A 23,335-nucleotide genomic window follows, 5' to 3' on the forward strand; every position below is an offset into this window, starting at 1 on the left:
ACGGCTCCTTGACGGTCAGGACGCGCCGAAGCGGGGGGTGTGGGCCTCGCCGAGCATCACGTGGACGATCTTCGACTCGGTGTAGAAGTCGATACTATGCGCACCGCCCTCGCGGCCCAGTCCGGAGGACTTCACCCCTCCGAAGGGAGTGCGCAGGTCGCGGACGTTGTGCGAGTTGATCCACACCATGCCGGACTCGACGGCGTGGGCGACGCGGTGGCCGCGCTTGAGGTCGGACGTCCACACGTAGGCCGCGAGACCGTACTCGGTGGCGTTCGCCAGGTCGACGGCCTCGGCCTCGTCGTCGAAGGGGGCGACGGCGACGACCGGCCCGAAGATCTCCTCCTGGAAGATCCGCGCGTCGCGGGGGACGTCGGCGAAGACGGTGGGCTGGAGGTAGTTGCCCTCCGCCAGGTGTGCGGGGCGGGTGCCGCCGGCCACCAGTTTCGCCTCCTGCCGGCCGATCTCGACGTACTTCAGCACGCGCTCGTAGTGCTCGGGGTGCACCAGCGCCCCCACCTCGGTGGCCGGGTCGGCGGGCAGCCCGACCTTCACCCGCTCGGCGCGCTCGGCCAGGCGCCGGGTGAACTCCTCGTACACCGGGCGTTCCACCAGGACGCGGGAGCCCGCGGTGCAGCGCTCTCCGTTGAGCGAGAAGACGCCGAAGACGATGGAGTCCAGTGCCGCGTCGAGGTCGGCGTCGGCGAAGAGGACGACCGGGGACTTGCCGCCCAGCTCCATCGACGTGGTCTTCAGGTGTGCCGCGGAGCTGCGGACGATGTGCCGGCCGGTGTCCGTGGAGCCGGTGAAGGAGATCAGCGGGACCCCCGGGTGGTCCACGAGGGCCTGGCCGGCCTCCTCGCCGAGGCCGTGCACGATGTTGACCACGCCGGCCGGCACGCCGGCCTCGTCGAGGATCTCCGGCCACAGGCTGGCGGAGAGCGGGGTCCACTCGGCGGGCTTGAGGACCAGGGTGCAGCCGGAGGCCAGCGCCGGGGCCAGCTTCCAGCTCTCCAGCATGAACGGGGTGTTCCACGGGGTGATGAGGCCGGCCACGCCGACGGGGGTGCGGACGACGTAGTTGATCTGCTGGTCGCCGGCCCGGAAGGCCTCCTCGCCCAGGGCGACGACCACGTCGCCGAAGTAGCGGAAGTTCTCGGCCGCCCGCCGGGCCTGGCCCCTGGCCTGCGTGATCGGCAGCCCGGAGTCGAAGGTCTCCAGCGCGGCCAGGCGTTCCTCGCGCGCCTCCACGGCGTCCGCGATGCGGTACAGGACGCGGGCGCGCTCCCGGTTGCTGATCCTGGACCAGGCGGGGAAGGCCGCGCCGGCCGCGGCGACGGCGCGGTCCACGTCGCCGGGGCCGCCGGCCGCGGCGGTCGCGTAGGGCGAGTTGGAGACGGGGTCGCAGACGGGGAAGGTGCGTCCGTCGGCGCTGTCGAGCAGCTCACCGCCGATCCAGTGGCGGATCCGGTCGGGCAGGTCGGCCGGGCGGTGCCCGGTCGGTGTGGTGGCCATGGTGTCTCTTCCGTTCGGAGGGTCAGATCTGCTGGGTGAGGTCGCCGCCCTCGGCGAGCAGGGCGCGGATGCGGCTCAGGCCGTTCTCGGTGGGCGCGGTGAGCGGCGGACGCACGTGGCCCGAGGCGATCCGGCCCTGCTGCCCCAGCACCCACTTGGCGGGGGCGGGGTTGGTCTCGACGAACAGCAGGTCCACCAGCGGGTGCAGGCGGTAGTGCAGGTCCCGTGCCGCGTCGAACTCGCCGGCCTCCCACAGCTCGTACATGCGGGCCACCGCGGTCGGCGCCAGGTTGGCCACCGCGGAGACGAACCCGGCGCCACCGAGGGCGAGCAGCGGGAGGCACAGCAGCTCGATGCCGGACCACACCAGCAGCTCACGCCCGCAGGCGTGCAGCACCCGGGAGAAGTGCTCGAAGTCCTTGGTGGTCTCCTTGACGCCGACGAAGTTGTCGAAGTCGGTGAAGAGCCGCTTGACCGTCTCCGGGGCGATGTCGACGGCGGTGCGGGAGGGCACGTTGTAGGCGACGATGGGCAGGTCGGGGAACTCGCGGGCCACCGTCGCGTACCACTGGTACAGCGCCTCCTGGGTGGGGCGCGCGTAGTACGGGGTGATGACCAGGGCGGCGTCCGCGCCCAGCTCCCGGGCGGCGGCGGTGATCTCCAGGGTCTCGTCCAGCTTGTGCGAGCCGGTGCCGGGCAGGAACGGGACCCGGTCGCCGATCTCGGCGGCGGCCGTGTGCATGGCGGCGATGCGTTCGTCGGTGCTCTGCGCCGAGGGCTCGCCGGTGGAGCCGCCCAGCGAGATGCCGTGCGAGCCCGACTCCAGCTGCCAGGCGATCAGGCCACGGAGGCTGTCGTGGTCGACCGCGCCGTCCTCGGTGAACGGCGTGACGACGGGGGCGATGGACCCGCGGATGGTGGCGGGATCGGTGCGGAACTTCATGAGGTGCTCCGTTGTGATGGGTGGGGACGTGGGTCAGGAGTGGGTGCCGCGCCACTGCTCGTAGGCCGCCCGCCAGGTGGGTCCGAGCGGGTAGAGGCCCTGGACCGGTTCGCCCTGCGCCACCTGCTCGGCGATGAACCGCTCCTGGAGTTCCTGTTCGGTGCTGTCGGCGACGAGCTGTTCGACCAGGTCGGGCGGGACGACGACGACACCGTCGGCGTCGCCGACGAGGATGTCGCCGGGCTGGACGAGCGCGCCGCCGCAGGCGATCGGGACGCCGGTGTCCCAGGGGACGTGGCGGCGCCCGAGGACGGCGGGGTGCTCGGTGGCGTAGTACGTCGGCAGGCCCAGGGCGGCCACCGCGGCGCTGTCCCGCAGGCCGCCGTCGGTGACGATGCCGGCCGCGCCGCGCATCTTCGCCCGCAGCGCCAGGATGTCGCCGACCGTGCCGGCCGTGGGGTCGCGGCGGGCGTCCATCACGAGCACCTGGCCGGGGCGCAGTTCCTCGACGGCGCGTTTCTGCGCGTTCATGCCGTTGCCGAACCTCTCGAAGAGGTCCTCGCGCAGCGGCAGGTAGCGCAGGGTGTGGGCGGTGCCGACCAGCCTGGCGCCGGGGTCGGCCGGGCGGGTGCCGTCGATCGTCATGTGGTGCAGGCCGCGCTTGCGCAGCTGGGAGCTGAGGGTGGCGGTGGACAGGCCGCGCAGCGCCTCGGCGATGCCCTCGTCCAGCGCGGGTTCCGCCGGGCGGGCCGCGCCCCAGGCGTCGGCGCGCAGTGCGGCGTCGACGCGGGGCATGGCGCCCCAGGCCGCCAGGTCGTGCTCGGCGTCGGTGACCGTGTTGCGCAGCCGGCCGCTGGAGACGTTCCGGTCCGGTGCGTCGACCTCCACCTCCACGACGTCGCCGGGCGAGACCACGGAGGCGCCGGCCGGGGTGCCGGTGAGGATGACGTCGCCGGGCTCCAGCGTGACCAGACGCGAGAGGTCGGCGATCAGCTCGCCGAACGGGAACAGCAGCGTGGAGGTGTCGGCCTCCTGGACCAGTTCGCCGTTGACCCAGGTGCGCAGCCGCAGTGCGGCGGGGTCGAGCCCGGCGGCGTCCAGCAGCCTCGGGCCGACGGGCGTGAAGCCGTCGGCCCCCTTGGAGCGCAGGTTGGAGCCGCGGTCGGCGTACCGCAGGTCGTACGCGCCGGCGTCGTCGGCGGCCGTCACCCAGGCGACGTGCTCCCAGCCCCGCTCCGGGGCGACCCGCTGCGCGCGGCGGCCGATGACGAGTGCGATCTCGCCCTCGAACGCCATGAGTTCACAGCCGCGGGGACGGACGAGGGGATCGCCGGTCCCGGCGAGGGAGGAAGGCGGCTTGAGGAAGTAGGACGGCTGGTCGGGGACGCGGCCGCGCTCCTTGGCCCGGCAGCGGTAGTTGAGGTGGACGGCGATGATCTTCGAGGGCTGGGTTCCCAGCGGATGCGGCACGGGAGTTCTCCCTGGGCATGGGCGACAGGACGCTTGTCGAGGAGCGGCGGCGCCCGCCCGCGGGCCGGCCGGCGGCACGGGGCGCGGACGGCGGCGGACCGTTCCGGCACCGGACCGGGTAACGCCGACACTCGGATCGTATACGTTGTCGTGCACGATCCGGAAGGGACCGACGGACCGCGCTTGATCCGCGCGACCGGCTGTACCGAGAACGGCGCGGCCGAGAGGCCGGGCGAGTAGGATCGCAGATCGTATACGACACACTATGCGAGAGGTGCGCGCCCGATGCACAGCCGAACCGGTCTGACCATCCGTACGTTCGCCCCCGAACAGGCCGCCGAGCGGCCCCCCGTCCTGCTCGTGCACGGCTTCGGTTCCGACGGTCACCAGGACTGGTTCGAGACCGGGATCGCCCAGGCGCTGTCCGGGGCCGGGCATGTGGTGATCGCGCCCGACCTGCGGGGCCACGGAGGAAGCCCGGCGCCGGGGTCGGCCGGCGAGGCCGGCGTGCCGGCCCTCGTCGCGGACCTGGTCACCGTGCTGGACGAGGCGGGCGTCGGGACGTTCGACGTGGTCGGGTACTCGCTGGGCGCCCGGCTCGCCTGGGAGCTGCCCGGGGCGGCGCCCGGCCGGCTGCGCCGGGCCGTCCTCGGCGGGCTCAGCCCGGTCGAGCCCTTCGGGGCGGTCGACGTGGCGGCACTGCACCGCGCGGTCGACGACGGCACCGAACCCGCCGATCCGTTCACCGCGGCGATCGCCGGCATGGTGCGCGTCCACGGCGACCGGGCGCCGGGCCTCGCCCTGTGCGTCGAGGGGCTGCGTGCCACGCCGTTCGCGCCGGAGTCCTGGGGCGCGCCGACCCCGCCGGTCTTCGTCGTCGGCGAGGACGACGTCATGACCCGCGGGATCGACCGGGTCGTCGGTACTGTCGACGGGGCGGAGCTCGTCACGGTCCCCGGCGATCACCTCGGGGCGCTCGCCGGTGCCGCGTTCCGCCGTACAGTCCTGGAGGTTCTTGCGGGATGAACCTCCGCGTACACAGCCGCGGCCGCGAGGCGGCCGGCCGGTCCAGGGTAGGGGAACACCGATGAGCACCACGGAGAAACGGACTCGCACCAAAGGGTCGAAGGCGGAGCTGAGCTACGAACTGCTGCGCTCGCGCATCCTCGACGGCACCTACGGACCGGGGTACCGGCTGGTCCTCAGCCAGCTCGCACGCGAGACCGGCGTCAGCACGATCCCCCTGCGGGAGGCGCTGCGCAGGCTCCAGTCCGAGGGGCTGGTCGAGGTCGTCCGCAACATCGGCGCCAGGGTGGCGGTCTTCGACGCCGCCCAGGTGGAGCACTCGCTCCAGGTCCTGGCCCGCCTGGAGGGGTACGCGACCGCGATCTCCGCGCCGCACATGACCGCGGAGCACATCGCGGAGTCACGCGAGATCAACGCGCGCATGATTACGGCACTTGAGGACTTCGACCCGGCGTCCTTCACCGCGCTCAACCGCAAGTTCCACTTCTCCCTCTACGCGCACTGCCCTGACCGGCACCTGGTCACCCTCATGGAGGCGGAGTGGGCGCGGCTGGACCACATGCGCCGCTCGACCTTCAGCCATGTGCCCGGGCGGGCCCGCCGCTCGGTGGCGGAGCACGAACGGCTGCTGGAACTGATCGAGACCGGCGCGCCGGCACAGGAGATCGAACAGGTCGCCTGCGCCCACAAGATCGCCACCGCGGACGCACTGCACCAGGCCAAAGCCGCGCACTGAGCCGGGCCGCACCCTGAGCCCGGGCCGCGCCCCCCGGCCCGCCGTCAAGCGGGGCCGGCGGGTCGCGGGACCGGCGGATCACCCGGACCATCCGGCCACCGGACCGGCGGGCCGCGGCGCTCCGCCGTCGACCTCTCCGGAGTGCCTCATCCGGAGCGCCTGACGGGGCGTGGGGTCCCGTACGGAACCCCTGCCGAACAGGCCGGATTCGGCGCGCGCATCGTATACGATGAGGTATCTCATCTGTTATCGTGCTCCGCATGTCCACCACCGACTCGACTGGGGACGCGGTCAACGCGCCCACCGTCGCTCGGGCGTCCGGGGGGACGGCCGTCACCGTCACCGGCGAGGTACCGCCGGAGGCGCTCGGCGCGGTACTCCCCCACGAACACCTGCTGAGCGACTTCGCCCCGCCGGACGACACGGCGCAATCCTGGGCCGCCACCGGGCACCGCCGCCCCTCGTCCGCGAGCCGGCTCCGGCTCTACCACGCACCCCTGACGATGGACCTCCTCGGCGAGGTCGCCCTGGGCGCGCCCAACCGGGACAACTGGCTGCTGGACGACGAGGCCCTCGCCGCCGGCGAGGCCGCCGCGTTCGCCCGGGCCGGCGGCGCCACCCTGGTGGACGCCACGCCGGCCGGCCCCGGCCGTGATCCGGCGGCCCTGCGGCGGATCGCCGCGGCGAGCGGCCTGCACATCGTCATGGGCGCGGGCCGGTACCACCCCGCGTGGTCCGCGGGACCCGCCCCCGCCGCCGACAGCCTGGCCGACGAGATCGTCCGGGACCTCACCGAGGGTGTGGACGGGGTCCGGGCGGGCATCATCGGCGGGATCGCGGCCCTCGACCCGGACGAGCCCGCCGCGCGCGCCGTCCTCGTCGCGGCGGCGCGCGCGTCGGCGGCCACGGGCGCCGCGATCTCGCTTCGCCGTTCCGGCGACGCCGCCACCCAGCACCGGGTGCTCGATCTGCTGGCCGAGGAGGGCGCGGACCTCGCACGGGTCGCCGTCGGACACTGCGACGCACTCGCCCCCGACCCCGACGACCTCGAACCACTCCTGGAACGCGGGGTGTTCGTGCAGTTCGACCAGCTCGGCCGACTGCCCACGGTGCACGGGGTCAGCGACGACCAGGACGTCGCGGCGGCCGTGCTGGAACTCGCCCGCCGGGGCCACGCCGGACGGATCCTGCTCTCGCACGACGTGCGCACCAAGGCGCAGTTGCTCGCCTACGGCGGAGGCGGCTACGGCTTCCTCCTCCAGCAGTTCGTCCCCTACCTCCGGATGCTCGGGGCCGACGACGCCCTCGTGGAGTCCCTCACCGTGCACAACCCCGGCCGACTGCTCACCCTCGCGAACCGGAGGGCCGACTCGTGAGCCGCTACCCCTTCGACATCCCGGACCTCACCGGCCGGGCCCTCACCGTCGCCGGTCCCGTGGACCCGGCGGTGCTCGGTCCCACGGTCATGCACGAGCACGTCTTCGTCGACCTGCGGCGGTCCCCGCGGTTCCACCGTCCCGGTGAGGACTCCCCCGAGGCCGCCGAGCCGCTCACCCTCGCCACCCTGGCCCGCACCCGCCACGGGCGCCCCAACGCCGACAACGACGTGCTGGACGACTTCGACGAGATGCTCGACGAGGTGCTCGCCTTCGCCCGGAGCGGCGGACGCACCATGGTCGAGGTCTCCTCCATCGGCCTGGGCCGGGACCCGGAGTCCCTGCTGCGGCTCTCCCGGGCGAGCGGCCTCAACATCGTGATGGGCGGCGGCTGGTACACCACCGCCTTCCACCCGGCGGACATGGACGAGCGCTCCGTCGACGAACTCGCCGACGTCATCGTGCGCGACATCGTGCTCGGAGCCGACGGCACCGGCGTCCGTGCGGGTGTCATCGGTGAGGTCGGCGCGGAGACCGTGCCGCTGACGGACAACGAGCTCAAGAGCGTACGCGCGAGCGGCCGTGCGAGCAGGGTGACGGGAGCCCCGGTCACCTTCCACGTCGGCGGGGTCGGCGAGGACAAGTTCCGGGTGCTCGACATCCTCGCGGAGGAGGGCGTCGCCCCGTCGAACGTCGTCCTGGGCCACGCCGGGGACGTCCTCGCGGACCCCTCGTTCGGCAGGCGCGTGCTCGACCGCGGCGTCTTCGTGGAGTTCGACTTCCTGGCCTCCCCCGGCAGCCCCTGGGGACACCTCGTTCTGACCAGCGACCACAAGACCGTCCGGGGCGTCGCGGACCTGATCGAGCGCGGCCACGCGGACCAGATCCTGCTGGGCCACGACGTGTGCCAGAAGATCCAGCTCAAGCGGTACGGCGGGCAGGGGTACGACTACATCCCCCGGCACTTCCTGCCCGCCCTGAGCCGCCTCGGGGTGAGCGAGGAGGCCCTGCACACGATCATGGTCGAGAATCCCGCGCGCGCGCTCGCCTTCGCCGGACCGCGGTGAACACCCGCCGGCGGCCCGTACCCGCAAGACACACGTGAGCCCGTAACCGCAAGACACACGTGAGGGAGAGCCATGCGCGTCACACCCGTTCCCTTCGATCCGGCGCTCGGCGCCGTGCTCGACGCGATGCCGCGCGCCGAGGGACCCGAACCCCCGCTCGACACCGTCGCGGCGGTACGCGACTCGGCGGCGGGCATCCCCGTGCCGCCGGTCGCCGACGTCATCGCGGGCCGTGCGATCGACGTCGAGGAGCGCACGGTCCCCGGCCCCGACGGCGCCCCGGACCTCGCGCTCACGGTCCTGCGTCCGCGACACCTGACGGGTCCGGTCCCGGGGCTGTACAACATCCACGGCGGTGGCATGATCAGCGGCCACCGCCACCAGGACATCCCCCGTCTCGCCGCCCTCGTCGAGGAACTCGGGGTCGTCGCCGTCGGCGTCGAGTACCGCCTCGCCCCCGAGCACCCCGACCCGGCGCCGGTGGAGGACTGCTACGCCGGTCTGCGGTGGCTGGCGGACCACGCCGACGCGCTCGGCGTCGACCCCCGCCGTGTCGTCGTCATGGGCGGCAGCGCCGGAGGCGGCCTCTCGGCCGGGGTCGCGCTCATGGCACGCGACCGCGGCGGACCGCACCTGGCCGGGCAGTTGCTGCTGTGCCCGATGCTCGACGACGGCAACACCACGGTCTCCAGCCACCAGTACGACGGCAGCGGCACCTGGCAGCGGGCGGTGAACATCCTCGCGTGGCGGGCGCTGCTCGGGGATGCGGCGGGCGATCCGGCCGCCGACGTCTCCGTCTACGCCGCCCCCGCGCGGGCCGGCGACCTGTCGGGCCTGCCGCCCGCGTTCATCGAGGCGGGCAGCGCCGAGCTGTTCCGCGACGAGGACGTGGACTACGCGTCGCGCATCTGGGCGGCCGGCGGACAGGCCGAACTGCACATCTGGCAGGGCGCGTTCCACGGCTTCGACGTCTTCGCCCCGGACCACGAGACGACACGGGCGGCGCTGGCCGCGCGCCTCTCCTGGCTGCGCCGCGTCCTCGGCCTCTGACCCGGCCACCGACACGGCCCGGCTCCCGCCCCCTGCGCTCCCCACCCTCGCGGACCCCACCCGTCACCACCCGTCACCACCCAGAAAGGCCACCCATGCCGGAGACAGCCGACCTCATCCTGACCGGCGGCGACGTGCTGACCATCGACGACGGGTTCACCGTCGCGCAGGCGGTCGCCGTCGCCGCCGGCCGGATCCTGGCGGTGGGCGGCGACGCCGAGATCACCGCGCTGGCCGGGCCGGAGACGCAGGTGATCGACCTGGCCGGCCGCACGCTGCTCCCGGGTGTCAACGACTCCCACCTGCACGCCGCGGCCTGGGCGCTGACCCGGCCCCCGTTCGCGCTGGACATCGGCCACCCGGCCGTGCGGTCGATATCCGACATCGCCGACGCGGTACGGCGGGCCGCCGCCGGCACGCCCGACGGCGAGTGGATCACCGGCCTCGGCTGGGACGTCGGCTACCTGGCGGAGTGCCTGGCCGATCCGGCCCGCCGCCCGCACCGGGGGGACCTGGACGACGCCGCCCCCGCCCACCCCGTCTGCCTGACCGACTTCTCCGGCCACATGGTCTGGGCGAACTCCAGGGCGCTGGAGCTCGCCGGCATCACCCGCGGCACCGAGGCCCCGGCGGGCGGTGTCATCGAGACCGACGCCACCGGGGAGCCCACCGGCATCCTGAAGGAGACGGCACAGGCACTCGTCCAGGGCCTGGTGCCGCCCGCGACCGTCCCGGAACGCAAGGAGGCGATCCGGACGGCCGTGGCGGCGCTGCACGCCGAGGGCATCACCAGCTACACGGAGCCGGGACTCGGTCCGGGCGGTGCCGAGATCCTCGGCGGGGGCCTCGACACGGCCACGCTCCAGGCGTACACCGAGCTGGCGCGCGCCGGTGAACTGGAGTCACGGGTGCGCGTGTTGTTGCTGCCCGCGCCGATGGGCGGCTCGGCGGCCGATGTGACGGCCGGCCTGGCGGGGCTCGCGGTTCCGGACGACGTGGACCCGAGGACGCTGGCGGTGATCGGCGTCAAGGTGTTCGCCGACGGTGTGCCGCCGAACGAGACCGCGTGGATGCACGACGCGTACCCGGGCGGCGGCCACGGAGCGCTCTGCGTGCACGGCGCCGACGCCGGCCTGAAGCAGGCCGAGCTGGCCGAGATGATCAGGGTCGCCCACGCGGCCGGGCACCAACTGGGCGTGCACGTCACCGGCGACCGCGCGATCGACGCCGTGGTCGACGCGTTCGTCGCCGCCGACGAGGCGCACCCGCGCCCGGACGCCCGGCACTACGTCATCCACGGGGACTTCGCCTCCGCGCGGAGCCTGGCGAAGCTGGCCGCGCACGGGTACGGCATCAACATGAACCCGGCCATCAAGTGGACCATCGCGGACCTGATGGACGACATCGTCGGCAGCGAACGGTCGGACTACCAGTGGCCGGTGCGTTCGGCGGTGGAGGCCGGGATCGCCGTCTGCGTCGGCTCCGACGCCCCGATCACCGCGCCCGACTGGCGCCGGGGCGTCGCCGCCATGATGCTGCGCGAGTCGAAGGCGACCGGCCGGGTGAGCGGACCCGACCAGCGCGTCACGCTGGAGACGGCGCTGCGCGCCTACACGGTCAACCCCGCCCGGCAGGACTTCGCCGAGTCCTGGAAGGGCACCATCGAGCCGGGCAAGGTCGCCGACCTGTGCGTCCTCGGCGGCGACCTGCGCGCCACCGACCCGCACGACATCCCCGCCCTGCCCATCGACCTCACCGTCCTCGGCGGACGCATCGTCTACGCCCGCGACGGCGGCCCGAACTGACCGGAGGCCGGCCGGAACGCGCGGGGCGGTACGCACACGGTGCGTACCGCCCCGCGGATCTTGCGACGGAGGTCCCGGTGCCGCTCAGCGCGCCGGGCAGGCGCCCTGGGTCCGCAGGAAGTTCACGAGGGTCAGCTTCCCGTACTCGTTGACGTCCGCCGCCGTCGCCGTGGGAGCCGTCAGCACCGAGGCCAGGACGACGAGCGGGAGGACCGGCGGGGCCGGCCACCGCAGCAGGCGAGCACGGCGGGCGGCTCCCGGGCGAGGCACAGCGCCTCTGGATCCCATGTGGATCCCCCTGATCGCATGCGGGCACCGGCGTCCGCGTGCGCGGGACGGCGGCGACCGGCTTGTACGGAGCTGCGCCTTCTGCCGAGAGGACGCGGTTCCACCCAGTGGTCACGGCGGTCCAGAACGTGGACGAGGGGTGTCTCCGGCGGGGCGGGTGCGGTAGAAATGGGCCTCATGATCCACGAACCGTTGGTACGACGCCTGGTCATCGACCTGTGCCGCCGTCCGGTCTCGTGTTGTCTTTGAACGCGCGTTCCTGACGCCGCACTTCCGGCCGGTGACGTTCCCGGCCGGTGATCTCCACGTCCCCTGTCCCGTCATGGGGTCGTTTCCCACGCTCTGACCGCCCAGCCCCGGCGCAGGGCCGTCCGCCGTCGCCCGGTGGACGCCGTCCCGGCACGCCCGGGCGCCCTTTGGAGACCGCCCGTGTCCACGACACCCCGCCCGGCCGCAGCCGATCCCGCCCCCGTACCGGCCGGGGCGTCGGTTCGGCGCCGCCGCCCGTACCCGCCGGGGCGGGTGCGCCATGTCGCGCTCCCCCTCGGCTCGCTGGTGCTGTTCCTCGTCCTGTGGCAACTGCTCGCGGCGAGCGGGACGTGGAGCGAGACACTCGTGCCGCCGCCGGCCAGGGTGTGGGACGCGTTCGTCGACGTGTCCACCACGCACGACGGCGTACGCGGCTACAACGGCACCTACCTCGTGGAGCACCTGGGCATCAGCCTCAGGCGGATCGCCGCCGGGGCGGGGATCGGCGTCGCCGCCGGCGTGGTCTTCGGACTGCTCATGGGCACCGTCCGCCCGCTGCGCTCGCTGTTCGAACCCTGGATCACGTTCCTGCGGACCCTTCCGCCGCTGGCGTACTTCTCCCTGCTCATCATCTGGCTGGGGATCAACGAGGAACCGAAGATCACGCTGCTGGCCGTGGCCGCCTTCCCGCCGGTGGCGGTGTCCACCACCACCGCCGTGACCGCCGTGCCGAGGAGCCTGGTCGAGGCGGCCCGCGCGCTCGGCGCCTCGCGGTGGGACGTGGTCAAGGACGTCGTCGTGCCGTCCGCCCTGCCGGAGACCCTCACCGGCGTCCGGCTGTCCGTGGGCGTGGCCTACTCCTCGCTGGTGGCCGCCGAGATGGTCAACGGGCTGCCCGGCATCGGCGGCATGGTCAAGGACGCCGCCAACTACAACAACACCCCGGTCGTCCTCGTCGGCATCATCGCCATCGGCATATCGGGGCTGGTCATCGACGGCCTGCTGCTGCGGCTGGAACGAGCCGCCGTGCCCTGGCGCGGTCGCCTGTGAGACCCGCATCCCGAGCAAGAGTCCCCCTGCACAGAAACGGCCCCGCCATGTCCCGTGTCCCACAAGGTCCCTCCCGCCGCCTGCTGCTCGCCGGCGCCCTCGCCGCCGCGTCGGCCGCGCTCACCGGCTGCTCCTCGGACGACGCGTCGTCCGGCGGCGCCAAGCGGCTGCGCATCGGGTACTTCGCCTTCCCCAGCGGCGACCTCATCGTCAAGAAGAGGAAGCTGCTGGAGAAGGCGCTGCCGGACCACTCGATCACCTGGATCAAGTTCGACTCCGGCGCCGGCGTCAACCAGGCCTTCGTCGGCGGGTCCCTGGACATCGCCGCTCTCGGGTCCAGCCCCTTCGCCCGGGGCGTGTCCGGCCCCTCGCCGATCCCGTACAAGGTCGCCTGGATCCTGGACGTGGCGGGCGAGAACGAGGCACTGGTGGCGCGCAAGAGCACCGGCATCGCGGACGTCGCCGGGCTCAGGGGCCGGACGGTCGCCACGCCGTTCGCGTCCACCTCGCACTACAGCCTGCTCGCGGCGCTGGAGACGGCCGGGCTGAAACCCTCCGACGTCAAGCTCGTCGATCTCCAGCCGCAGGCGATCCTCGCCGCGTGGCAGCGTGGCGACATCGACGCCGCCTACACGTGGCTGCCCACCCTGGACGAGCTGCGCAAGACCGGCACCCAGCTCACCAGCAGCAAGCGGATAGGCGCCGCGGGCAAGCCGACACTGGACCTGGCGGTCGTGTCGGACGAGCTGATCGCCCGCGACCCGCGGGCGATCGACGCCTGGCGCAAGGCGCAGGCACAGGCCCTGCGGCTGCTCAGGTCCGACCCGGACGGCTCGGTCCAGGCGATCGCCGCCGAGCTGAACATCAGCGCCGCGGACGCCAGGGCACAGCTCGACCAGGGTGTGTTCCTCACCCCGGAGCAGGTCACGTCCGCCGACTGGCTGGGCACCGACGGCAGCCCGGGGAAGCTGCTGTCCTACGTCACCGACACGGGCCGGTTCCTGGCCGGCCAGAAGCAGATCGACGCCGCGCCGGCCGAGGACGTCGTACGCCGGGCCTTCTACCTGAAGGGGCTGCCCGATGTCCTCAAGTGAGACCGCCGAGAGCCGCGGGACCGGCGGGAGCGGCCTCGGCACGGGGGCGGCCGGCGGCGAGCGGGGCGGTGCCGTGCGGCTGCGGGAGGTCACGCACCGGTACGGCGCCGTCACCGCCGTGGGCCCCGTCGATCTGGCCGTGCCCGCCGGGGAGTTCCTCGTCCTGGTGGGCCCCTCGGGCTGCGGCAAGAGCACCCTGCTCCGGCTGATCGCCGGCTTCGAGCAGCCCACCGAGGGCTCCGTCCAGGTGTCCGGCACCGCGCCCCGACCCGGCCGGACGGCCGGGGTGGTGTTCCAGACGCCGCGGCTGTTCCCGTGGCGGACGGTGGGCGGCAACATCGACCTGGCCCTGCGGTACGCGGGCGTGGACCGCGGCCTGCGGGCCGAACGGCGCTCGCGGCTGCTGGCCCGCGTCGGCCTGGAAGGCACCGGGAAGCGGCGCACGTGGGAGATCTCCGGCGGCCAGCAGCAGCGCGTCGCCATCGCGCGGGCACTCGCCGCCGAGCACCCGCTCCTGCTGCTCGACGAACCGTTCGCGGCACTGGACGCGCTCACCCGCGAGCGGCTCCAGGAGGACGTGCGCCAGGTCGCCGCGCAGACCGGCCGGACCACCGTGTTCGTGACCCACTCGGCGGACGAGGCGGTCTTCCTCGGCTCGCGCATCGTGGTCCTCACCGGGAGCCCGGGCACCGTCGCGCTGGACCTGCCGATCCCGCTGCCGCGCGACGGCGTGGACGCCGAGGAACTGCGCGAGTCCCGCGAGTTCGGCGAGCTGCGCGCCCGGGTGGCGCACGCCGTGAAAGCCGCGGCGGCGGCCTGACCGGCAGCGCCGCTCCCCCATCCCCGACGTTCCACGGCTCCGCAAGACAGCCCCTTCAGGAAAGGACACCCCATGAGCATCCTCAGCGACCGGCCCGCGGTGGCACGGCTGCCGATCGTCGAACTCGGCCCGCACTTCGGCGCGGAGCTCCACGGCATCGACCTCGCCCGGCTCGACGACGCACAGGTCGTCGCGCTCCGGGAGGCACTCGTACGGCACAAGGTGCTGTTCGTGCGCGGGCAGCACGGCCTCGACGACGCCGCGCAGATCGAGTTCGGCCGGCGGCTGGGCGAGGTCACGACCGGCCACCCGGTGCACGACTCCGGTGACGTGGCACCCGAGGTGTACTCGCTGGACAGCGAGGACAACGGGTTCGCCGACGTGTGGCACACGGACGTGACGTTCGTACGGCGGCCACCCGCCGTCTCCGTGCTGCGGGCCGTCGTGCTGCCGCCCAACGGCGGCGACACCAACTGGGCCGACAGCCAGCTCGCCTACGCCTCGCTCTCACCCGGCCTGCGCGACTACGTCGACACGCTCACCGCCGTCCACGACGGCTCCCGCGAGTTCGGCTACTACCTGGCGCAGCGCCGCGAGGGCCGCGGCAACCTGTGGGAGGGCGAGGTGTTCACCGCGCTGACCCCCGTGGAGCACCCCGTGGTGCGGGTGCATCCCGAGAGCGGCCGCAAGGGCCTGTTCGTCAACCCGGGCTTCACCTCGCACATCGTCGGCGTCTCGGAGCACGAGAGCCGCGGCATCCTCGACATCCTCTACGCCCACCTCACCAAGCCCGAGCACGTGGTACGGCACCGGTGGCGGCCCGGCGACGTGGCGCTGTGGGACAACCGCAGCACGGCCCACTACGCCAACCGGGACTACGGCGACCAGCACCGCGTGATGCACCGCATCACCCTGCGCGGCGACCTCCCGACGGGCCCGGCCGCCCCGCCCCGGCAGCCGGGGGCCCCCACGGCCCAGGCTCCCCTCGGCTGAGCCCCGCGCCCCTCGCGTGCCGGGGGGGCTGCCGTCGGGAACGAGGCCGTCGTCAGGAGACGGCGGCCTCGTCGACCGTGTCCCGGATCTCCAGGACGCCGTCGGCTCCGGTGATCTCGCAGAGCCGCCGCACCGGCGGGGACGGCGCGGCGAGGCGCAGGGCGCCCGCCCGGTGGGTGAGGAGCAGCAGGTTCATGAGGGCCGAGTCCGCGAAGGTGACGCCGGAGGCGTCCAGGACCACCTTGGGGTGCTCCCCGACCGCGGTCTCCAGCGCGGCCGCCAGCGACGGGACGGTGTCCGCGTCGTAGGCGCCACGGGCGGTGATCACACAGGCTGCACGCCCTGCGTGCTGTCTCCCGCCCACCTCGTGCGCGTCGCGCCCGGTGGCCCGTTCCGGCGGTGGTGTCCGTCCGGGGTCACGCGAGAGGGTCGGCATGACGGCCTCGTCCCACGGCACCTTCGCACTCCTCCCTGCGCTTCTCCCTCGCGGGAGCACGTCGTTCATTGCATGAAAACTATGTCATGCAACTGGGTTCCGGCAACACTTGTCCTCTAACATGCTGTGCATGGTAGGAGTGCCCGAATCCCACACCGGATGGACGTTCATCACCAGCCACGCGCGCGTGCTGGCGGCCATCGCCGACAACCCGAACATCCGCATCCGTGACATCGCCGCCCACTGCCGGCTCACCGAGCGCGCGGTCGCGCGGATCATCTCCGACCTGGAGCAGGACGGTTACCTCTCCCACACCCGCGACGGACGCACGAACACCTACCGCATCGAGCCGGACAAGGTGCTGCGCCACCCGGCCGAGGCCGGCCTCCCCGTAGCCTCCCTGCTCTCCCTGCTCGTGCAGGACGAGAGCGAACGCACGGGCACACCGGCCGACTCCCACTGACCCGCGCGACGACGGCGGCCGGAACGTCGGCCGCCCCCACCGGTCGGCCGACACCCGGCAACGGGCCCGTGCGGTGGCGCCCCGTGCCGCGCCTCCCGCACCCCCGCGGGCTCCCGGGGCAGGGCGAGGACGAGGTGCTGCATGGTGTCGGACGCGGGTGCGCGGATCGCCGGCGGGTCCGGCCCGTCCGGCGGTACGACCTGACGGGTGGGCCGCGGCCGGTCGGTGCGGTGGCCCCGGGCCCCCGCGCCTCGCGGTGCCCGGGGCTTCCGGTGCGGCGGGGTGCCGGTCAGCCTGGCCGGTGGCCGAGCAGGGCGGCCCGCAGCTCGTGCTCGGTGATCTGCTCGGCGGGGCGGTGGAGCACCCAGCGGTGCGCCTCGCCGTCCATGGGCTGCACCACCACGACGGTCTCCGGCGGCGGGTGGCCGGCCCCGTGGTGGATGAGTTGACGGATGACGACGGCGGTGTCGTCGTCCAGGTCGAGCAGGACGCGCACGGCGTCGTTCAGTTCGCGCAGGCGCGGGCTCGGCCAGGCGATTCCCGGGCGTGGTTCCAGGTACATGGGGATGTCCCTCGGTTGCGGGAATGGGGGTGGGGCGCGGACGGTGCCGGTGGGACCGGCGGTATCCGCGGGGGCGGAGTGCCGCCGGTGGCCGGGCCGAACGCTGTCGCCGGTCAGGTGCGGGGTGGGCGGATTCCGGCCCCGGGCCGGGACGCGGGCGTCCCGGGCGGCTTCGCGGCGGGGGGGTCAGCCGGGTGGTGTGCGGGTGGTGGCCCAGTCGGCCGCCCCGACGGGCGGTCGGACCGGGCGGAGGCGTCCGGCCGCGGCCGCCTGCCAGACGGCGAGGAGCACCAGCGTGCCGGTTTCGGCGAGGAGGCTGAGGACGGCTTGCGGTGCGGGTTGCAGACCGTGCTCGGTGAAGCCGAACACTCCGACGGTGCGCGAAGCGGCGAAGCCGCCGAGGGCACCGAGCGCGACGGCTGCCGCGGCGATCCTCAGCAGCAGGGGTGGCGTCCCGACCAGCAGCAGGACGGCGAGGGCGAGGGAGACGCCGGCCTGGAGCAGGAACAGGGGGCCGATGACGGGGATGAAGCGGTAGGCGTCGATGTAGAGCCGGGCGTGGATGTATCCGCCGGCGGCGAGGCTCGCCGCGGTCAGCGACCGCAGCACCGGGACGAGAAGTCTTCGGGTGGTCATGTCAGCCTCTGGTCCTTGACGGCCAGTTCGCGCGCGCCCCGGCGGTAGTCGACGGTGCGGATGCCGAGTGCCTGTTTGAGCTGCCGGGCGGGCACGACCTGCGGGGTCGGGGCGGGCGCGCTGCCGGGGTGGGGCAGGGGGTAGGCGGTGGTGGTGGCGGAGTGGAAGGTGATGTTGCCCTCCGTCTTGCTGAAGAGTTGGTGGACGTGCCCGTTGAGGCAGGTGACGGAGGAGAAGCGGCGCAGGAGGGCGATGACCTTGAGGGCGTCGTCCGTGCTCCAGCCCCAGCGCGGGTACATGGCGAACAGCGGGATGTGGCTGAAGACCACGACGGGGGTGTCCGACGACAGTCCGGCGAGGTCCTTGCGGACGAAGTCGATCTGGGCGTTGCCGAGGTGGCCGAGCTTCTCCAGGCTCAGGGTGTTGACCAGGGCGATGAAGTGCACCCCGTGGGTGTCGAAGCTGTACCAGCCGTCGCCGAGCGTGCCCGCGCCGAAGGTCCGCCGGTAGGCGCGGCCCGCGTCGCCGATGGAGTCGTGCTCGCCCGGCACCGTGAAGACGCGGTCCGTCCGCATGCCGGTCATCATCTGTTTGACCTGGTCGAACTGCCCGGCCGTGGACAGGTGGGTCAGGTCGCCGCTGTGCATCACGAAGTCCGGCCGGAAACCGAGCGAGTTGACCTGGTGGATCGCCTCGGTGAACGAGCCGGCCACATCCGTGTTGGCCGGGCCCTGGAACCCGATGTGGCTGTCGGAGACCTGTACGAACCGCAGCGCCCCGCTTTCCGCGGCGGCCCCCGCGAAGCCCTGGGCGGTGCTGTCCCGGGAGTCGGCGACCCGGCTGATCACCTGCCCGCCGGCCACGGTGAGCACCACGGCTCCCCCGAACCAGGCCGCGTGCCACATGAGTTGACGCCGGGTCATGCCGTTCTCGGTGTCGGGCCGGCCGGTGTCGTCGGCCGGTGCTCCGTCGTGGCTGTTCCAGTGATCGGTCATCGGGTCACCTCCACGGTGGCGGTCATGAACGGATGGATGGTGCAGAGGTAGGCGTAGGTGCCGGGCTTGGTGAACGTGTAGGTGTACGCGGCGTGGGTGGCGAGGACGGCCGACCGCAGCGGGCCGCCGGATCCGGCGCTGGTCACGGTGTGGGCGTCGGTGTCCTGGTTGGTCCAGGTCACCGTCGTACCCGCCTTGACCTTCAGCGTGGCCGGGGAGAACGCGAAGTTCCTGATCGCCACCGCGTGGCCGCTGACCGGGGTGGCCGGTGCGCCCTTGGCCGCATGGCCCATGGGCATGGTCATGCTCGGCATCGGCGAGGTGCCGGGAGTGGAGCCCGCCGGCCCGGTGGCGCCGGGCATGCCCGCCATCCGGTGCTGGCCCGGGCCGGGTGTGAGGGCGCCGGCCGCGGTGGCCGAGTGGTGCGACGGCTGACCGCATGCGCTGAGGAGCCCCAGCGCGCCGCCGGTGGTCACGACGGCGGCGGCCAGCCCGGCCGCGCGTGACCGGCGGCCTGGCGTGCGAAGGTTCAGGTACATGGTGTCCGTTCCTCGTTGATCGGGCGGAGACGGGAACCGCGCCGGCTCGGCGCGCGCTCCCGCGGGAACCTGTGGTGGATGTCGGGTCCGGGGGCGCGTGACCCTCACCGGCCGCCCGGCGCGCGGGCGGGGGTGCCGCGCCGTGCGGCCCGCTCACTCCGGTGTGTGCCGCGCCGGGCCGGGTGGCGTCCCGCCCCCGTGGTCGCGCGGCTCTTGGTCGCCGTGCGCACGGGACCGTCGCCGCCGGGTGCTCCGGGTGCGGGCCGGGGCCGTGCCGGGGCGCCGGCCGTGCCTTGCGGGGGTGGGGCGAGCCCGGACGGCGCCCGGAGCGCTTTCGTCGCGTGGCGTATCTCGGTCACCTCTGATTCCTCCTTCGCCGCGCGGGGAATCGGTGGGGAATCGATGGGGTATCGCGCCTGAGTCGGCTCTTGTCCGGCTCCACGGACGGCGGGGGCCACACGGTTCGGCGGATGCGCACCTTTTCCGGAACCATTCGTGGCGCGGCAGGTCAGCCCGGGTTCCGGGACGCTTCACGCCGGGCACGGCGGTGCCGCGCGGTCCGCCCGGGGCCCTCGTGCACGCCACTCACCGGTCGTCGGCTGTACGCTTCGGTGCATTACAGGACAAAGCCGTACATGTGCGCGATGATCAGCTCATGCCCTGGAGTTCCCGAAAACGTGGCCCGCGGACCCAACCGGATCGCTCCGCGGACCGTGTCTCTGGTAAAGGGACCCTTTCGACCGCAGACGAGGAACTGCTGCGCACGCTGTACGCGGAGCACGCGGGACCCCTGTTCCACTACGTGCTGCGACTGACCTCGGGAGACCGGCAATGGGCGGAGGACGTGGTGCAGGAGACACTGCTCCGGGCGTGGCAGCATCCCGCCGCGTTCGACCCCGCACGCGGCCCGGCCCGGGCATGGCTGTGCACGGTCGCCCGGCACCTGGTCGTCGACGCCCACCGGGCCCGGCAGGCCAGGCCGCCCGAGGTCGGCGGGGAGGCACTGGAGCGGGCCGCGGAGCAGAACCCGGGCGAGGACGAGATCGATCAGGCACTGCAGAGCTGGGCGGTCGCCGACGCCGTCCGGTCGCTGTCCCCGGACCACCGCGCCGTCCTCCTGGAGACCTACTACCGGGGCCGCACCATGGTGGAGGCGGCACGGGTGCTCGGCATCCCGGTGGGCACCGTGAAGTCGCGGACGTACTACGCCTTGCACGCCCTGCGGCTGGCGTTGCGGGAACGCGGGATCGAGCCATGACAGGGGCGTGCGGGAGGTGGCGACCATGAGCGCGGAGCACGACGATCTCCGGCTGGCGCTGGGGGCGTACGTCCTGGGCGTACTGCCCCCGGAGGAGGCGGAGCGGGTGCGCGCCCACCTCGCGCACTGCACCGAGTGCCAGGCCGAACACGCCCAGCTGACGGGCCTGCCCGCACTGCTGGCGACGGTCACCCCGGCGGAAGCCGCGGGCCGGACGGCGCCGACGGCCGACGCGGACCTGGCCGACCGGCTGGTGGCACGGGCGGGCGAAAGCGTGCGGGGCCCCTCACCCGAACGGGCCACGGAGTCCGCCGCGCCCGCCGCGTCCCGGATGCCGGAGGGAGGTGTGCTGGAGGGACTGCTCCAGCAGGCCGCGACCCGGCGGCGGCGGACCTGGCGCCTGCAACTGGCCGGCGCCGCCGCCTCAGTGGTACTCGTCGCGGCAGCGGCCGGCGGCACGTGGCTGGCCGCCGTCGGCACCATCGGCAGCGTGGCGGCGCCGCCCGCGCCGACCTCCCCCGCCGTCTCGCGCACCTTCTCCGGAAGCGACGCCGCCACCGGAGTCTCCGCCTCGGTGAAGGTCTCGCCCTCCGTCTGGGGCAGCGTCCTCCAGGTGTCCGCCAAGGGGGCGCCGCCCGGGACCACCTGCCGGCTGCAAGCGGTCGGGCCCGACGGGACCAGGTCGGACGGCGCCACCTGGTGGGCCGGCAAGTATCCCTCCGGCACCACGATCCCCGGGACGGTCGCCATGGCCCCCGAGTCCATCCAGCGCTTCGAGATCCTCGGAGACAACGGCCAGAAGCTGGTGACGATGCGGGCCTGACCCGACGCCCGCCGCCGGAGGTGAGCGCACGGCGGGGCGAGTCGCCGAGAGCCGCCGCACGGCCGGCGGAGCGGCCGCACGACATCGGGCCCAGGGCCGTCGACGCGGCCGGTGCACATGGCACCGGCCGCGTCGCCGCGTGCGTGACCACCGTCGCCGGCCGGCAGCGCCCACGCGGCACGGCCGTGCCGCCTGCCGGCACCCCCCGCGCGGCACGGCTCCGCCGGTGGTGGGACCGTCCGGCGACGGCAGCCGGAGGATCAGGATCAGCGTGGCGGCCTCGGGCGTCGGCACCGGTACCTGCGCGGCCGCGAGGCCGGCCGGCGCCACGCGCGTGAAGGCGGCCTGCGGTCCGCTCGCCGGCGCGACGCACCCGTACCGCCCGTCCGGGGTGGCCGTGCGTCCGTGGCGGACGCGCTCCCCTGCCGCCCGGCCCGGACCGCTGCCCCGCCTTGAGCCACAAGAAGTCGAGCAAAAGGGGCGAACACCTCGAACCGTTCACCACGCGCCGCCCGTGAAACCAGATGAGCGCGCCCATGCAGGACCCGGCCCGCCGACAACCCGAAAGTCTGCCGGTGGTCCACCCCTCCGGTCTCCGCACACGCACAGAAGAGCCAGAAGACCATGCTCGTGACCGACTCCCCCCGCCCCGGTTCCCTGCTCGGCCGGCCCTGCCGCCACGAGGCGCAGCTCACCCTGCCCGCGCAGGAGGCGCACGTCTGCGCCGTCCGTCACTTCACGGCCGATCTGCTGGATGCCTGGCGGGTGCCCGCGAGCGAGCGGGACTCCGCCGTCCTCATCGTCGACGAACTCGCCGCCAACGCGGCGCGGTACGGCCGGGAGCGCATGACCGTGCGCCTCGTCCTCGACGACGGCACGCTGCACATCGTGGTCACCGACTCCGGCATGGCGGTGGAGCGCCACCGCCCCGACATCGCCTCCGACGAACACGGCCGCGGCACCGGCATCGTCCAGTGCCTCGCCCAGTCGACCGAGGCCCACCAGACACGCGGTGGCCGTGAGGTCCGCGCCTGCCTGAGGTGCTCCTCATGACCGGCACGACCGGGCCGCGCGTCCCCCTCCCCCAGGACAACGGCGAGGGCATCGGCGTCCCGTCCCCGCACGAGGCGTACGCGCAGGCGCCGGACCTGCGCCGCGAGATGCACCAGGTGCTCGCCCTCGAAGCCGAAGGGGACGGCCGCCGGGCCGGGCCCGGCACCGGTCCCCGGGCCGACGCGACGGCAGCCGAACGCGCCCGGCTGCTCCGCCGGGCCGCCCTCATGGACCGGCTGGCCTTCACCGTCCCCGGCCCCGGACCGGTCGCGGCCGCCGCGGAAACGGCCGCACAACTCGTCCTGTACGACCGCCGCCACCCCGGCCTGGTGGCCGGACCGCACCGCCCCGACACGCTCACGCCCGCCCCGGGCCACCGGCTCTACGTCCGCCAGGAGTACGCCGCCTGGACGGCTGCCGGGCGCCCCGGAACCTGAACCGGCTCCGGCCCGCCCCGGAGCCACCTCCGAACCGACCAGGAGAAGGACGCATGAACAGCAACGACATCGGCATCCGGCACGACCTCACGGCAGCCGGCCGGCCACCGGAACCGGCACGCCGGGCGAAGCCGGTGAACACACCGCGGCCGCACGCGAGAATCCGCCGGTCCTTCCAGCCGCCGGAACACGGTCGCCCCCAGGGACGGCGAGCGGGTGTCCACCCGGCCCGGACACCTCGGCCCCTTCCGCCGGCCGGGCATCCGGCGCGGGCGGAGCACGGCCGGAACTCCGAGGGGGTGGTGTGACGATGTTCCGCAACGCACTGGAACCCTGGCACCTGCTGATCCTGGTCGCGGTGGTGGTCATGATCTTCGGTTCGAAGAGGCTGCCCGACACCGCCCGGGCGCTGGGCAAGTCCATGCGGATCCTGAAGAGCGAGACCAAGGCGCTGAAGGACGACGGCGCCTCGGACGGAGCGCACCCCGAGCCCGCGGCCGAGCCCGGGCCCGCCCCGGGGCCGCGGACGGCCCCGGGCGCCCCCGAAGGCGCCGCCGCCCGCACCGCGCCCACGGACGGCACGGCCGGTCACCGGGACTGACCCCGGCCCTCCCGCGCCCCCGGCCCCTGCCCCTGCCCGCACGAGATGAG

General features: G+C 73.9%; 25 protein-coding genes. 16 read left to right on the forward strand and 9 right to left on the reverse strand.

Annotated elements, in window-relative coordinates; translation table 11 throughout:
* Positions 1–15 precede the first annotated feature (15 nt).
* From hpaE to ACZ4K2_RS03065, 3 genes are read right to left on the reverse strand one after another with little or no spacing between them, the layout of a single operon-like run.
* Positions 16–1,515 carry a 5-carboxymethyl-2-hydroxymuconate semialdehyde dehydrogenase gene (gene hpaE / locus ACZ4K2_RS03055; RefSeq protein ID WP_467469864.1) on the reverse strand — a complete coding sequence of 500 codons (1,500 nt, stop codon included), beginning with the start codon at positions 1,513–1,515 and terminating at the stop codon, positions 16–18.
* Between the two features lie 22 nt (positions 1,516–1,537).
* Entirely contained in the window at positions 1,538–2,458 is a 921-nt protein-coding gene (gene dapA, locus ACZ4K2_RS03060; RefSeq protein WP_467469866.1) for a 4-hydroxy-tetrahydrodipicolinate synthase, read from the reverse strand.
* A gap of 33 nt (positions 2,459–2,491) precedes the next feature.
* Positions 2,492–3,928: a fumarylacetoacetate hydrolase family protein gene (locus ACZ4K2_RS03065; protein WP_467469868.1), complete on the reverse strand. Its 1,437-nt coding sequence runs from the start codon at positions 3,926–3,928 to the stop codon at positions 2,492–2,494.
* A gap of 285 nt (positions 3,929–4,213) precedes the next feature.
* On the opposite strand from ACZ4K2_RS03065, the gene ACZ4K2_RS03070 reads away from it, so the two are divergent.
* The 6 genes from ACZ4K2_RS03070 to ACZ4K2_RS03095 all read left to right on the forward strand — a co-directional run bounded on the left by ACZ4K2_RS03070 (position 4,214) and on the right by ACZ4K2_RS03095 (position 10,988).
* Complete coding sequence (locus ACZ4K2_RS03070; protein ID WP_467469870.1) at positions 4,214–4,954, forward strand: alpha/beta fold hydrolase; 741 nt, start codon at positions 4,214–4,216, stop codon at positions 4,952–4,954.
* 61 nt (positions 4,955–5,015) lie between these two features.
* Positions 5,016–5,690, forward strand: coding sequence for a GntR family transcriptional regulator (locus ACZ4K2_RS03075; RefSeq protein WP_467469872.1), 675 nt, complete (start codon positions 5,016–5,018; stop codon positions 5,688–5,690).
* A 260-nt stretch (positions 5,691–5,950) separates the two neighbouring features.
* Positions 5,951–7,066 carry a phosphotriesterase family protein gene (locus tag ACZ4K2_RS03080; RefSeq protein WP_467469874.1) on the forward strand — a complete coding sequence of 372 codons (1,116 nt, stop codon included), beginning with the start codon at positions 5,951–5,953 and terminating at the stop codon, positions 7,064–7,066.
* A complete protein-coding gene (locus ACZ4K2_RS03085; RefSeq protein WP_467469876.1) occupies positions 7,063–8,133 on the forward strand; it encodes a phosphotriesterase family protein in 1,071 nt (356 codons plus the stop codon). The genes ACZ4K2_RS03080 and ACZ4K2_RS03085 overlap by 4 nt, the downstream gene beginning before the upstream one ends.
* 72 nt (positions 8,134–8,205) lie before the next feature.
* The gene (locus tag ACZ4K2_RS03090) at positions 8,206–9,183 is read left to right on the forward strand and encodes an alpha/beta hydrolase (RefSeq protein WP_467469878.1); all 978 of its coding nucleotides are present in this window, start codon (positions 8,206–8,208) and stop codon (positions 9,181–9,183) included.
* Positions 9,184–9,278: 95 nt separating this feature from the next.
* Positions 9,279–10,988: an amidohydrolase gene (locus tag ACZ4K2_RS03095; RefSeq protein WP_467469880.1), complete on the forward strand. Its 1,710-nt coding sequence runs from the start codon at positions 9,279–9,281 to the stop codon at positions 10,986–10,988.
* An 84-nt stretch (positions 10,989–11,072) separates the two neighbouring features.
* Here the strand turns inward: ACZ4K2_RS03095 and ACZ4K2_RS03100 are convergent, their stop codons facing one another.
* Complete coding sequence (locus ACZ4K2_RS03100) at positions 11,073–11,258, reverse strand: hypothetical protein (RefSeq protein WP_467469882.1); 186 nt, start codon at positions 11,256–11,258, stop codon at positions 11,073–11,075.
* 447 nt (positions 11,259–11,705) lie between these two features.
* Here ACZ4K2_RS03100 and ACZ4K2_RS03105 point away from each other — a divergent pair, with 447 nt between their 5' ends.
* From ACZ4K2_RS03105 to ACZ4K2_RS03120, 4 genes are all read left to right on the forward strand, one after another.
* Entirely contained in the window at positions 11,706–12,575 is an 870-nt protein-coding gene (locus tag ACZ4K2_RS03105) for an ABC transporter permease (RefSeq protein WP_467469884.1), read from the forward strand.
* Positions 12,576–12,622: 47 nt separating this feature from the next.
* Positions 12,623–13,669, forward strand: coding sequence for a taurine ABC transporter substrate-binding protein (locus ACZ4K2_RS03110; RefSeq protein ID WP_467469886.1), 1,047 nt, complete (start codon positions 12,623–12,625; stop codon positions 13,667–13,669).
* Positions 13,656–14,489, forward strand: a complete 834-nt coding sequence (locus ACZ4K2_RS03115; protein WP_467469888.1) for an ABC transporter ATP-binding protein — start codon at positions 13,656–13,658, stop codon at positions 14,487–14,489. The genes ACZ4K2_RS03110 and ACZ4K2_RS03115 overlap by 14 nt, the downstream gene beginning before the upstream one ends.
* A gap of 72 nt (positions 14,490–14,561) precedes the next feature.
* Positions 14,562–15,482: a TauD/TfdA dioxygenase family protein gene (locus ACZ4K2_RS03120; RefSeq protein ID WP_467469890.1), complete on the forward strand. Its 921-nt coding sequence runs from the start codon at positions 14,562–14,564 to the stop codon at positions 15,480–15,482.
* 52 nt (positions 15,483–15,534) lie between these two features.
* Here the strand turns inward: ACZ4K2_RS03120 and ACZ4K2_RS03125 are convergent, their stop codons facing one another.
* Positions 15,535–15,810 carry an STAS domain-containing protein gene (locus ACZ4K2_RS03125; RefSeq protein WP_467469892.1) on the reverse strand — a complete coding sequence of 92 codons (276 nt, stop codon included), beginning with the start codon at positions 15,808–15,810 and terminating at the stop codon, positions 15,535–15,537.
* 238 nt (positions 15,811–16,048) lie between these two features.
* On the opposite strand from ACZ4K2_RS03125, the gene ACZ4K2_RS03130 reads away from it, so the two are divergent.
* Complete coding sequence (locus ACZ4K2_RS03130; RefSeq protein ID WP_467469894.1) at positions 16,049–16,381, forward strand: helix-turn-helix transcriptional regulator; 333 nt, start codon at positions 16,049–16,051, stop codon at positions 16,379–16,381.
* A 289-nt stretch (positions 16,382–16,670) separates the two neighbouring features.
* Here the strand turns inward: ACZ4K2_RS03130 and ACZ4K2_RS03135 are convergent, their stop codons facing one another.
* From ACZ4K2_RS03135 to ACZ4K2_RS03150, 4 genes are all read right to left on the reverse strand, one after another.
* Positions 16,671–16,943 (reverse strand): hypothetical protein, encoded by a 273-nt coding sequence (locus ACZ4K2_RS03135; RefSeq protein ID WP_467469896.1) that lies wholly within the window; start codon positions 16,941–16,943, stop codon positions 16,671–16,673.
* 186 nt (positions 16,944–17,129) lie between these two features.
* Positions 17,130–17,579, reverse strand: a complete 450-nt coding sequence (locus ACZ4K2_RS03140) for a hypothetical protein (RefSeq protein WP_467469897.1) — start codon at positions 17,577–17,579, stop codon at positions 17,130–17,132.
* A complete protein-coding gene (locus ACZ4K2_RS03145; protein ID WP_467469899.1) occupies positions 17,576–18,574 on the reverse strand; it encodes a metallophosphoesterase family protein in 999 nt (332 codons plus the stop codon). The genes ACZ4K2_RS03140 and ACZ4K2_RS03145 overlap by 4 nt, the downstream gene beginning before the upstream one ends.
* Complete coding sequence (locus ACZ4K2_RS03150; protein WP_467469901.1) at positions 18,571–19,113, reverse strand: cupredoxin domain-containing protein; 543 nt, start codon at positions 19,111–19,113, stop codon at positions 18,571–18,573. The genes ACZ4K2_RS03145 and ACZ4K2_RS03150 overlap by 4 nt, the downstream gene beginning before the upstream one ends.
* A 655-nt stretch (positions 19,114–19,768) precedes the next feature.
* On the opposite strand from ACZ4K2_RS03150, the gene ACZ4K2_RS03155 reads away from it, so the two are divergent.
* The 5 genes from ACZ4K2_RS03155 to tatA all read left to right on the forward strand — a co-directional run bounded on the left by ACZ4K2_RS03155 (position 19,769) and on the right by tatA (position 23,285).
* Positions 19,769–20,371, forward strand: a complete 603-nt coding sequence (locus tag ACZ4K2_RS03155; RefSeq protein WP_467469903.1) for a sigma-70 family RNA polymerase sigma factor — start codon at positions 19,769–19,771, stop codon at positions 20,369–20,371.
* Positions 20,372–20,396: 25 nt separating this feature from the next.
* The gene (locus tag ACZ4K2_RS03160) at positions 20,397–21,194 is read left to right on the forward strand and encodes an anti-sigma factor family protein (protein ID WP_467469905.1); all 798 of its coding nucleotides are present in this window, start codon (positions 20,397–20,399) and stop codon (positions 21,192–21,194) included.
* A 624-nt stretch (positions 21,195–21,818) separates the two neighbouring features.
* On the forward strand, positions 21,819–22,247 hold the full coding sequence (locus tag ACZ4K2_RS03165; protein ID WP_467469907.1) for an ATP-binding protein: 429 nt from the start codon (positions 21,819–21,821) through the stop codon (positions 22,245–22,247).
* Positions 22,244–22,684, forward strand: coding sequence for a hypothetical protein (locus tag ACZ4K2_RS03170; RefSeq protein ID WP_467469909.1), 441 nt, complete (start codon positions 22,244–22,246; stop codon positions 22,682–22,684). The genes ACZ4K2_RS03165 and ACZ4K2_RS03170 overlap by 4 nt, the downstream gene beginning before the upstream one ends.
* Positions 22,685–22,994: 310 nt before the next feature.
* On the forward strand, positions 22,995–23,285 hold the full coding sequence (tatA, locus tag ACZ4K2_RS03175; RefSeq protein ID WP_467469911.1) for a Sec-independent protein translocase subunit TatA: 291 nt from the start codon (positions 22,995–22,997) through the stop codon (positions 23,283–23,285).
* Positions 23,286–23,335: the final 50 nt, after the last annotated feature.

It is taken from the genome of Streptomyces sp. NPDC025833 (assembly GCF_055558055.1).

What these genes read in the sequence shown, in the direction of transcription:
- ACZ4K2_RS03160 (WP_467469905.1), top strand. Translation starts at nt 20,397, where the DNA reads ATGAGCGCGGAGCACGACGATCTCCGGCTGGCGCTGGGGGCGTACGTC.
- tatA (WP_467469911.1), top strand. Translation starts at nt 22,995, where the DNA reads ATGTTCCGCAACGCACTGGAACCCTGGCACCTGCTGATCCTGGTCGCG.
- ACZ4K2_RS03155 (WP_467469903.1), top strand. Translation starts at nt 19,769, where the DNA reads ATGCCCTGGAGTTCCCGAAAACGTGGCCCGCGGACCCAACCGGATCGC.
- ACZ4K2_RS03130 (WP_467469894.1), top strand. Translation starts at nt 16,049, where the DNA reads ATGGTAGGAGTGCCCGAATCCCACACCGGATGGACGTTCATCACCAGC.
- ACZ4K2_RS03075 (WP_467469872.1), top strand. Translation starts at nt 5,016, where the DNA reads ATGAGCACCACGGAGAAACGGACTCGCACCAAAGGGTCGAAGGCGGAG.
- ACZ4K2_RS03115 (WP_467469888.1), top strand. Translation starts at nt 13,656, where the DNA reads ATGTCCTCAAGTGAGACCGCCGAGAGCCGCGGGACCGGCGGGAGCGGC.
- ACZ4K2_RS03090 (WP_467469878.1), top strand. Translation starts at nt 8,206, where the DNA reads ATGCGCGTCACACCCGTTCCCTTCGATCCGGCGCTCGGCGCCGTGCTC.
- ACZ4K2_RS03120 (WP_467469890.1), top strand. Translation starts at nt 14,562, where the DNA reads ATGAGCATCCTCAGCGACCGGCCCGCGGTGGCACGGCTGCCGATCGTC.
- dapA (WP_467469866.1), bottom strand. Translation starts at nt 2,458, where the DNA reads ATGAAGTTCCGCACCGATCCCGCCACCATCCGCGGGTCCATCGCCCCC.
- ACZ4K2_RS03070 (WP_467469870.1), top strand. Translation starts at nt 4,214, where the DNA reads ATGCACAGCCGAACCGGTCTGACCATCCGTACGTTCGCCCCCGAACAG.
- ACZ4K2_RS03150 (WP_467469901.1), bottom strand. Translation starts at nt 19,113, where the DNA reads ATGTACCTGAACCTTCGCACGCCAGGCCGCCGGTCACGCGCGGCCGGG.
- ACZ4K2_RS03170 (WP_467469909.1), top strand. Translation starts at nt 22,244, where the DNA reads ATGACCGGCACGACCGGGCCGCGCGTCCCCCTCCCCCAGGACAACGGC.
- ACZ4K2_RS03135 (WP_467469896.1), bottom strand. Translation starts at nt 16,943, where the DNA reads ATGTACCTGGAACCACGCCCGGGAATCGCCTGGCCGAGCCCGCGCCTG.
- ACZ4K2_RS03140 (WP_467469897.1), bottom strand. Translation starts at nt 17,579, where the DNA reads ATGACCACCCGAAGACTTCTCGTCCCGGTGCTGCGGTCGCTGACCGCG.
- ACZ4K2_RS03110 (WP_467469886.1), top strand. Translation starts at nt 12,623, where the DNA reads ATGTCCCGTGTCCCACAAGGTCCCTCCCGCCGCCTGCTGCTCGCCGGC.
- ACZ4K2_RS03095 (WP_467469880.1), top strand. Translation starts at nt 9,279, where the DNA reads ATGCCGGAGACAGCCGACCTCATCCTGACCGGCGGCGACGTGCTGACC.
- hpaE (WP_467469864.1), bottom strand. Translation starts at nt 1,515, where the DNA reads ATGGCCACCACACCGACCGGGCACCGCCCGGCCGACCTGCCCGACCGG.
- ACZ4K2_RS03145 (WP_467469899.1), bottom strand. Translation starts at nt 18,574, where the DNA reads ATGACCGATCACTGGAACAGCCACGACGGAGCACCGGCCGACGACACC.
- ACZ4K2_RS03080 (WP_467469874.1), top strand. Translation starts at nt 5,951, where the DNA reads ATGTCCACCACCGACTCGACTGGGGACGCGGTCAACGCGCCCACCGTC.
- ACZ4K2_RS03165 (WP_467469907.1), top strand. Translation starts at nt 21,819, where the DNA reads ATGCTCGTGACCGACTCCCCCCGCCCCGGTTCCCTGCTCGGCCGGCCC.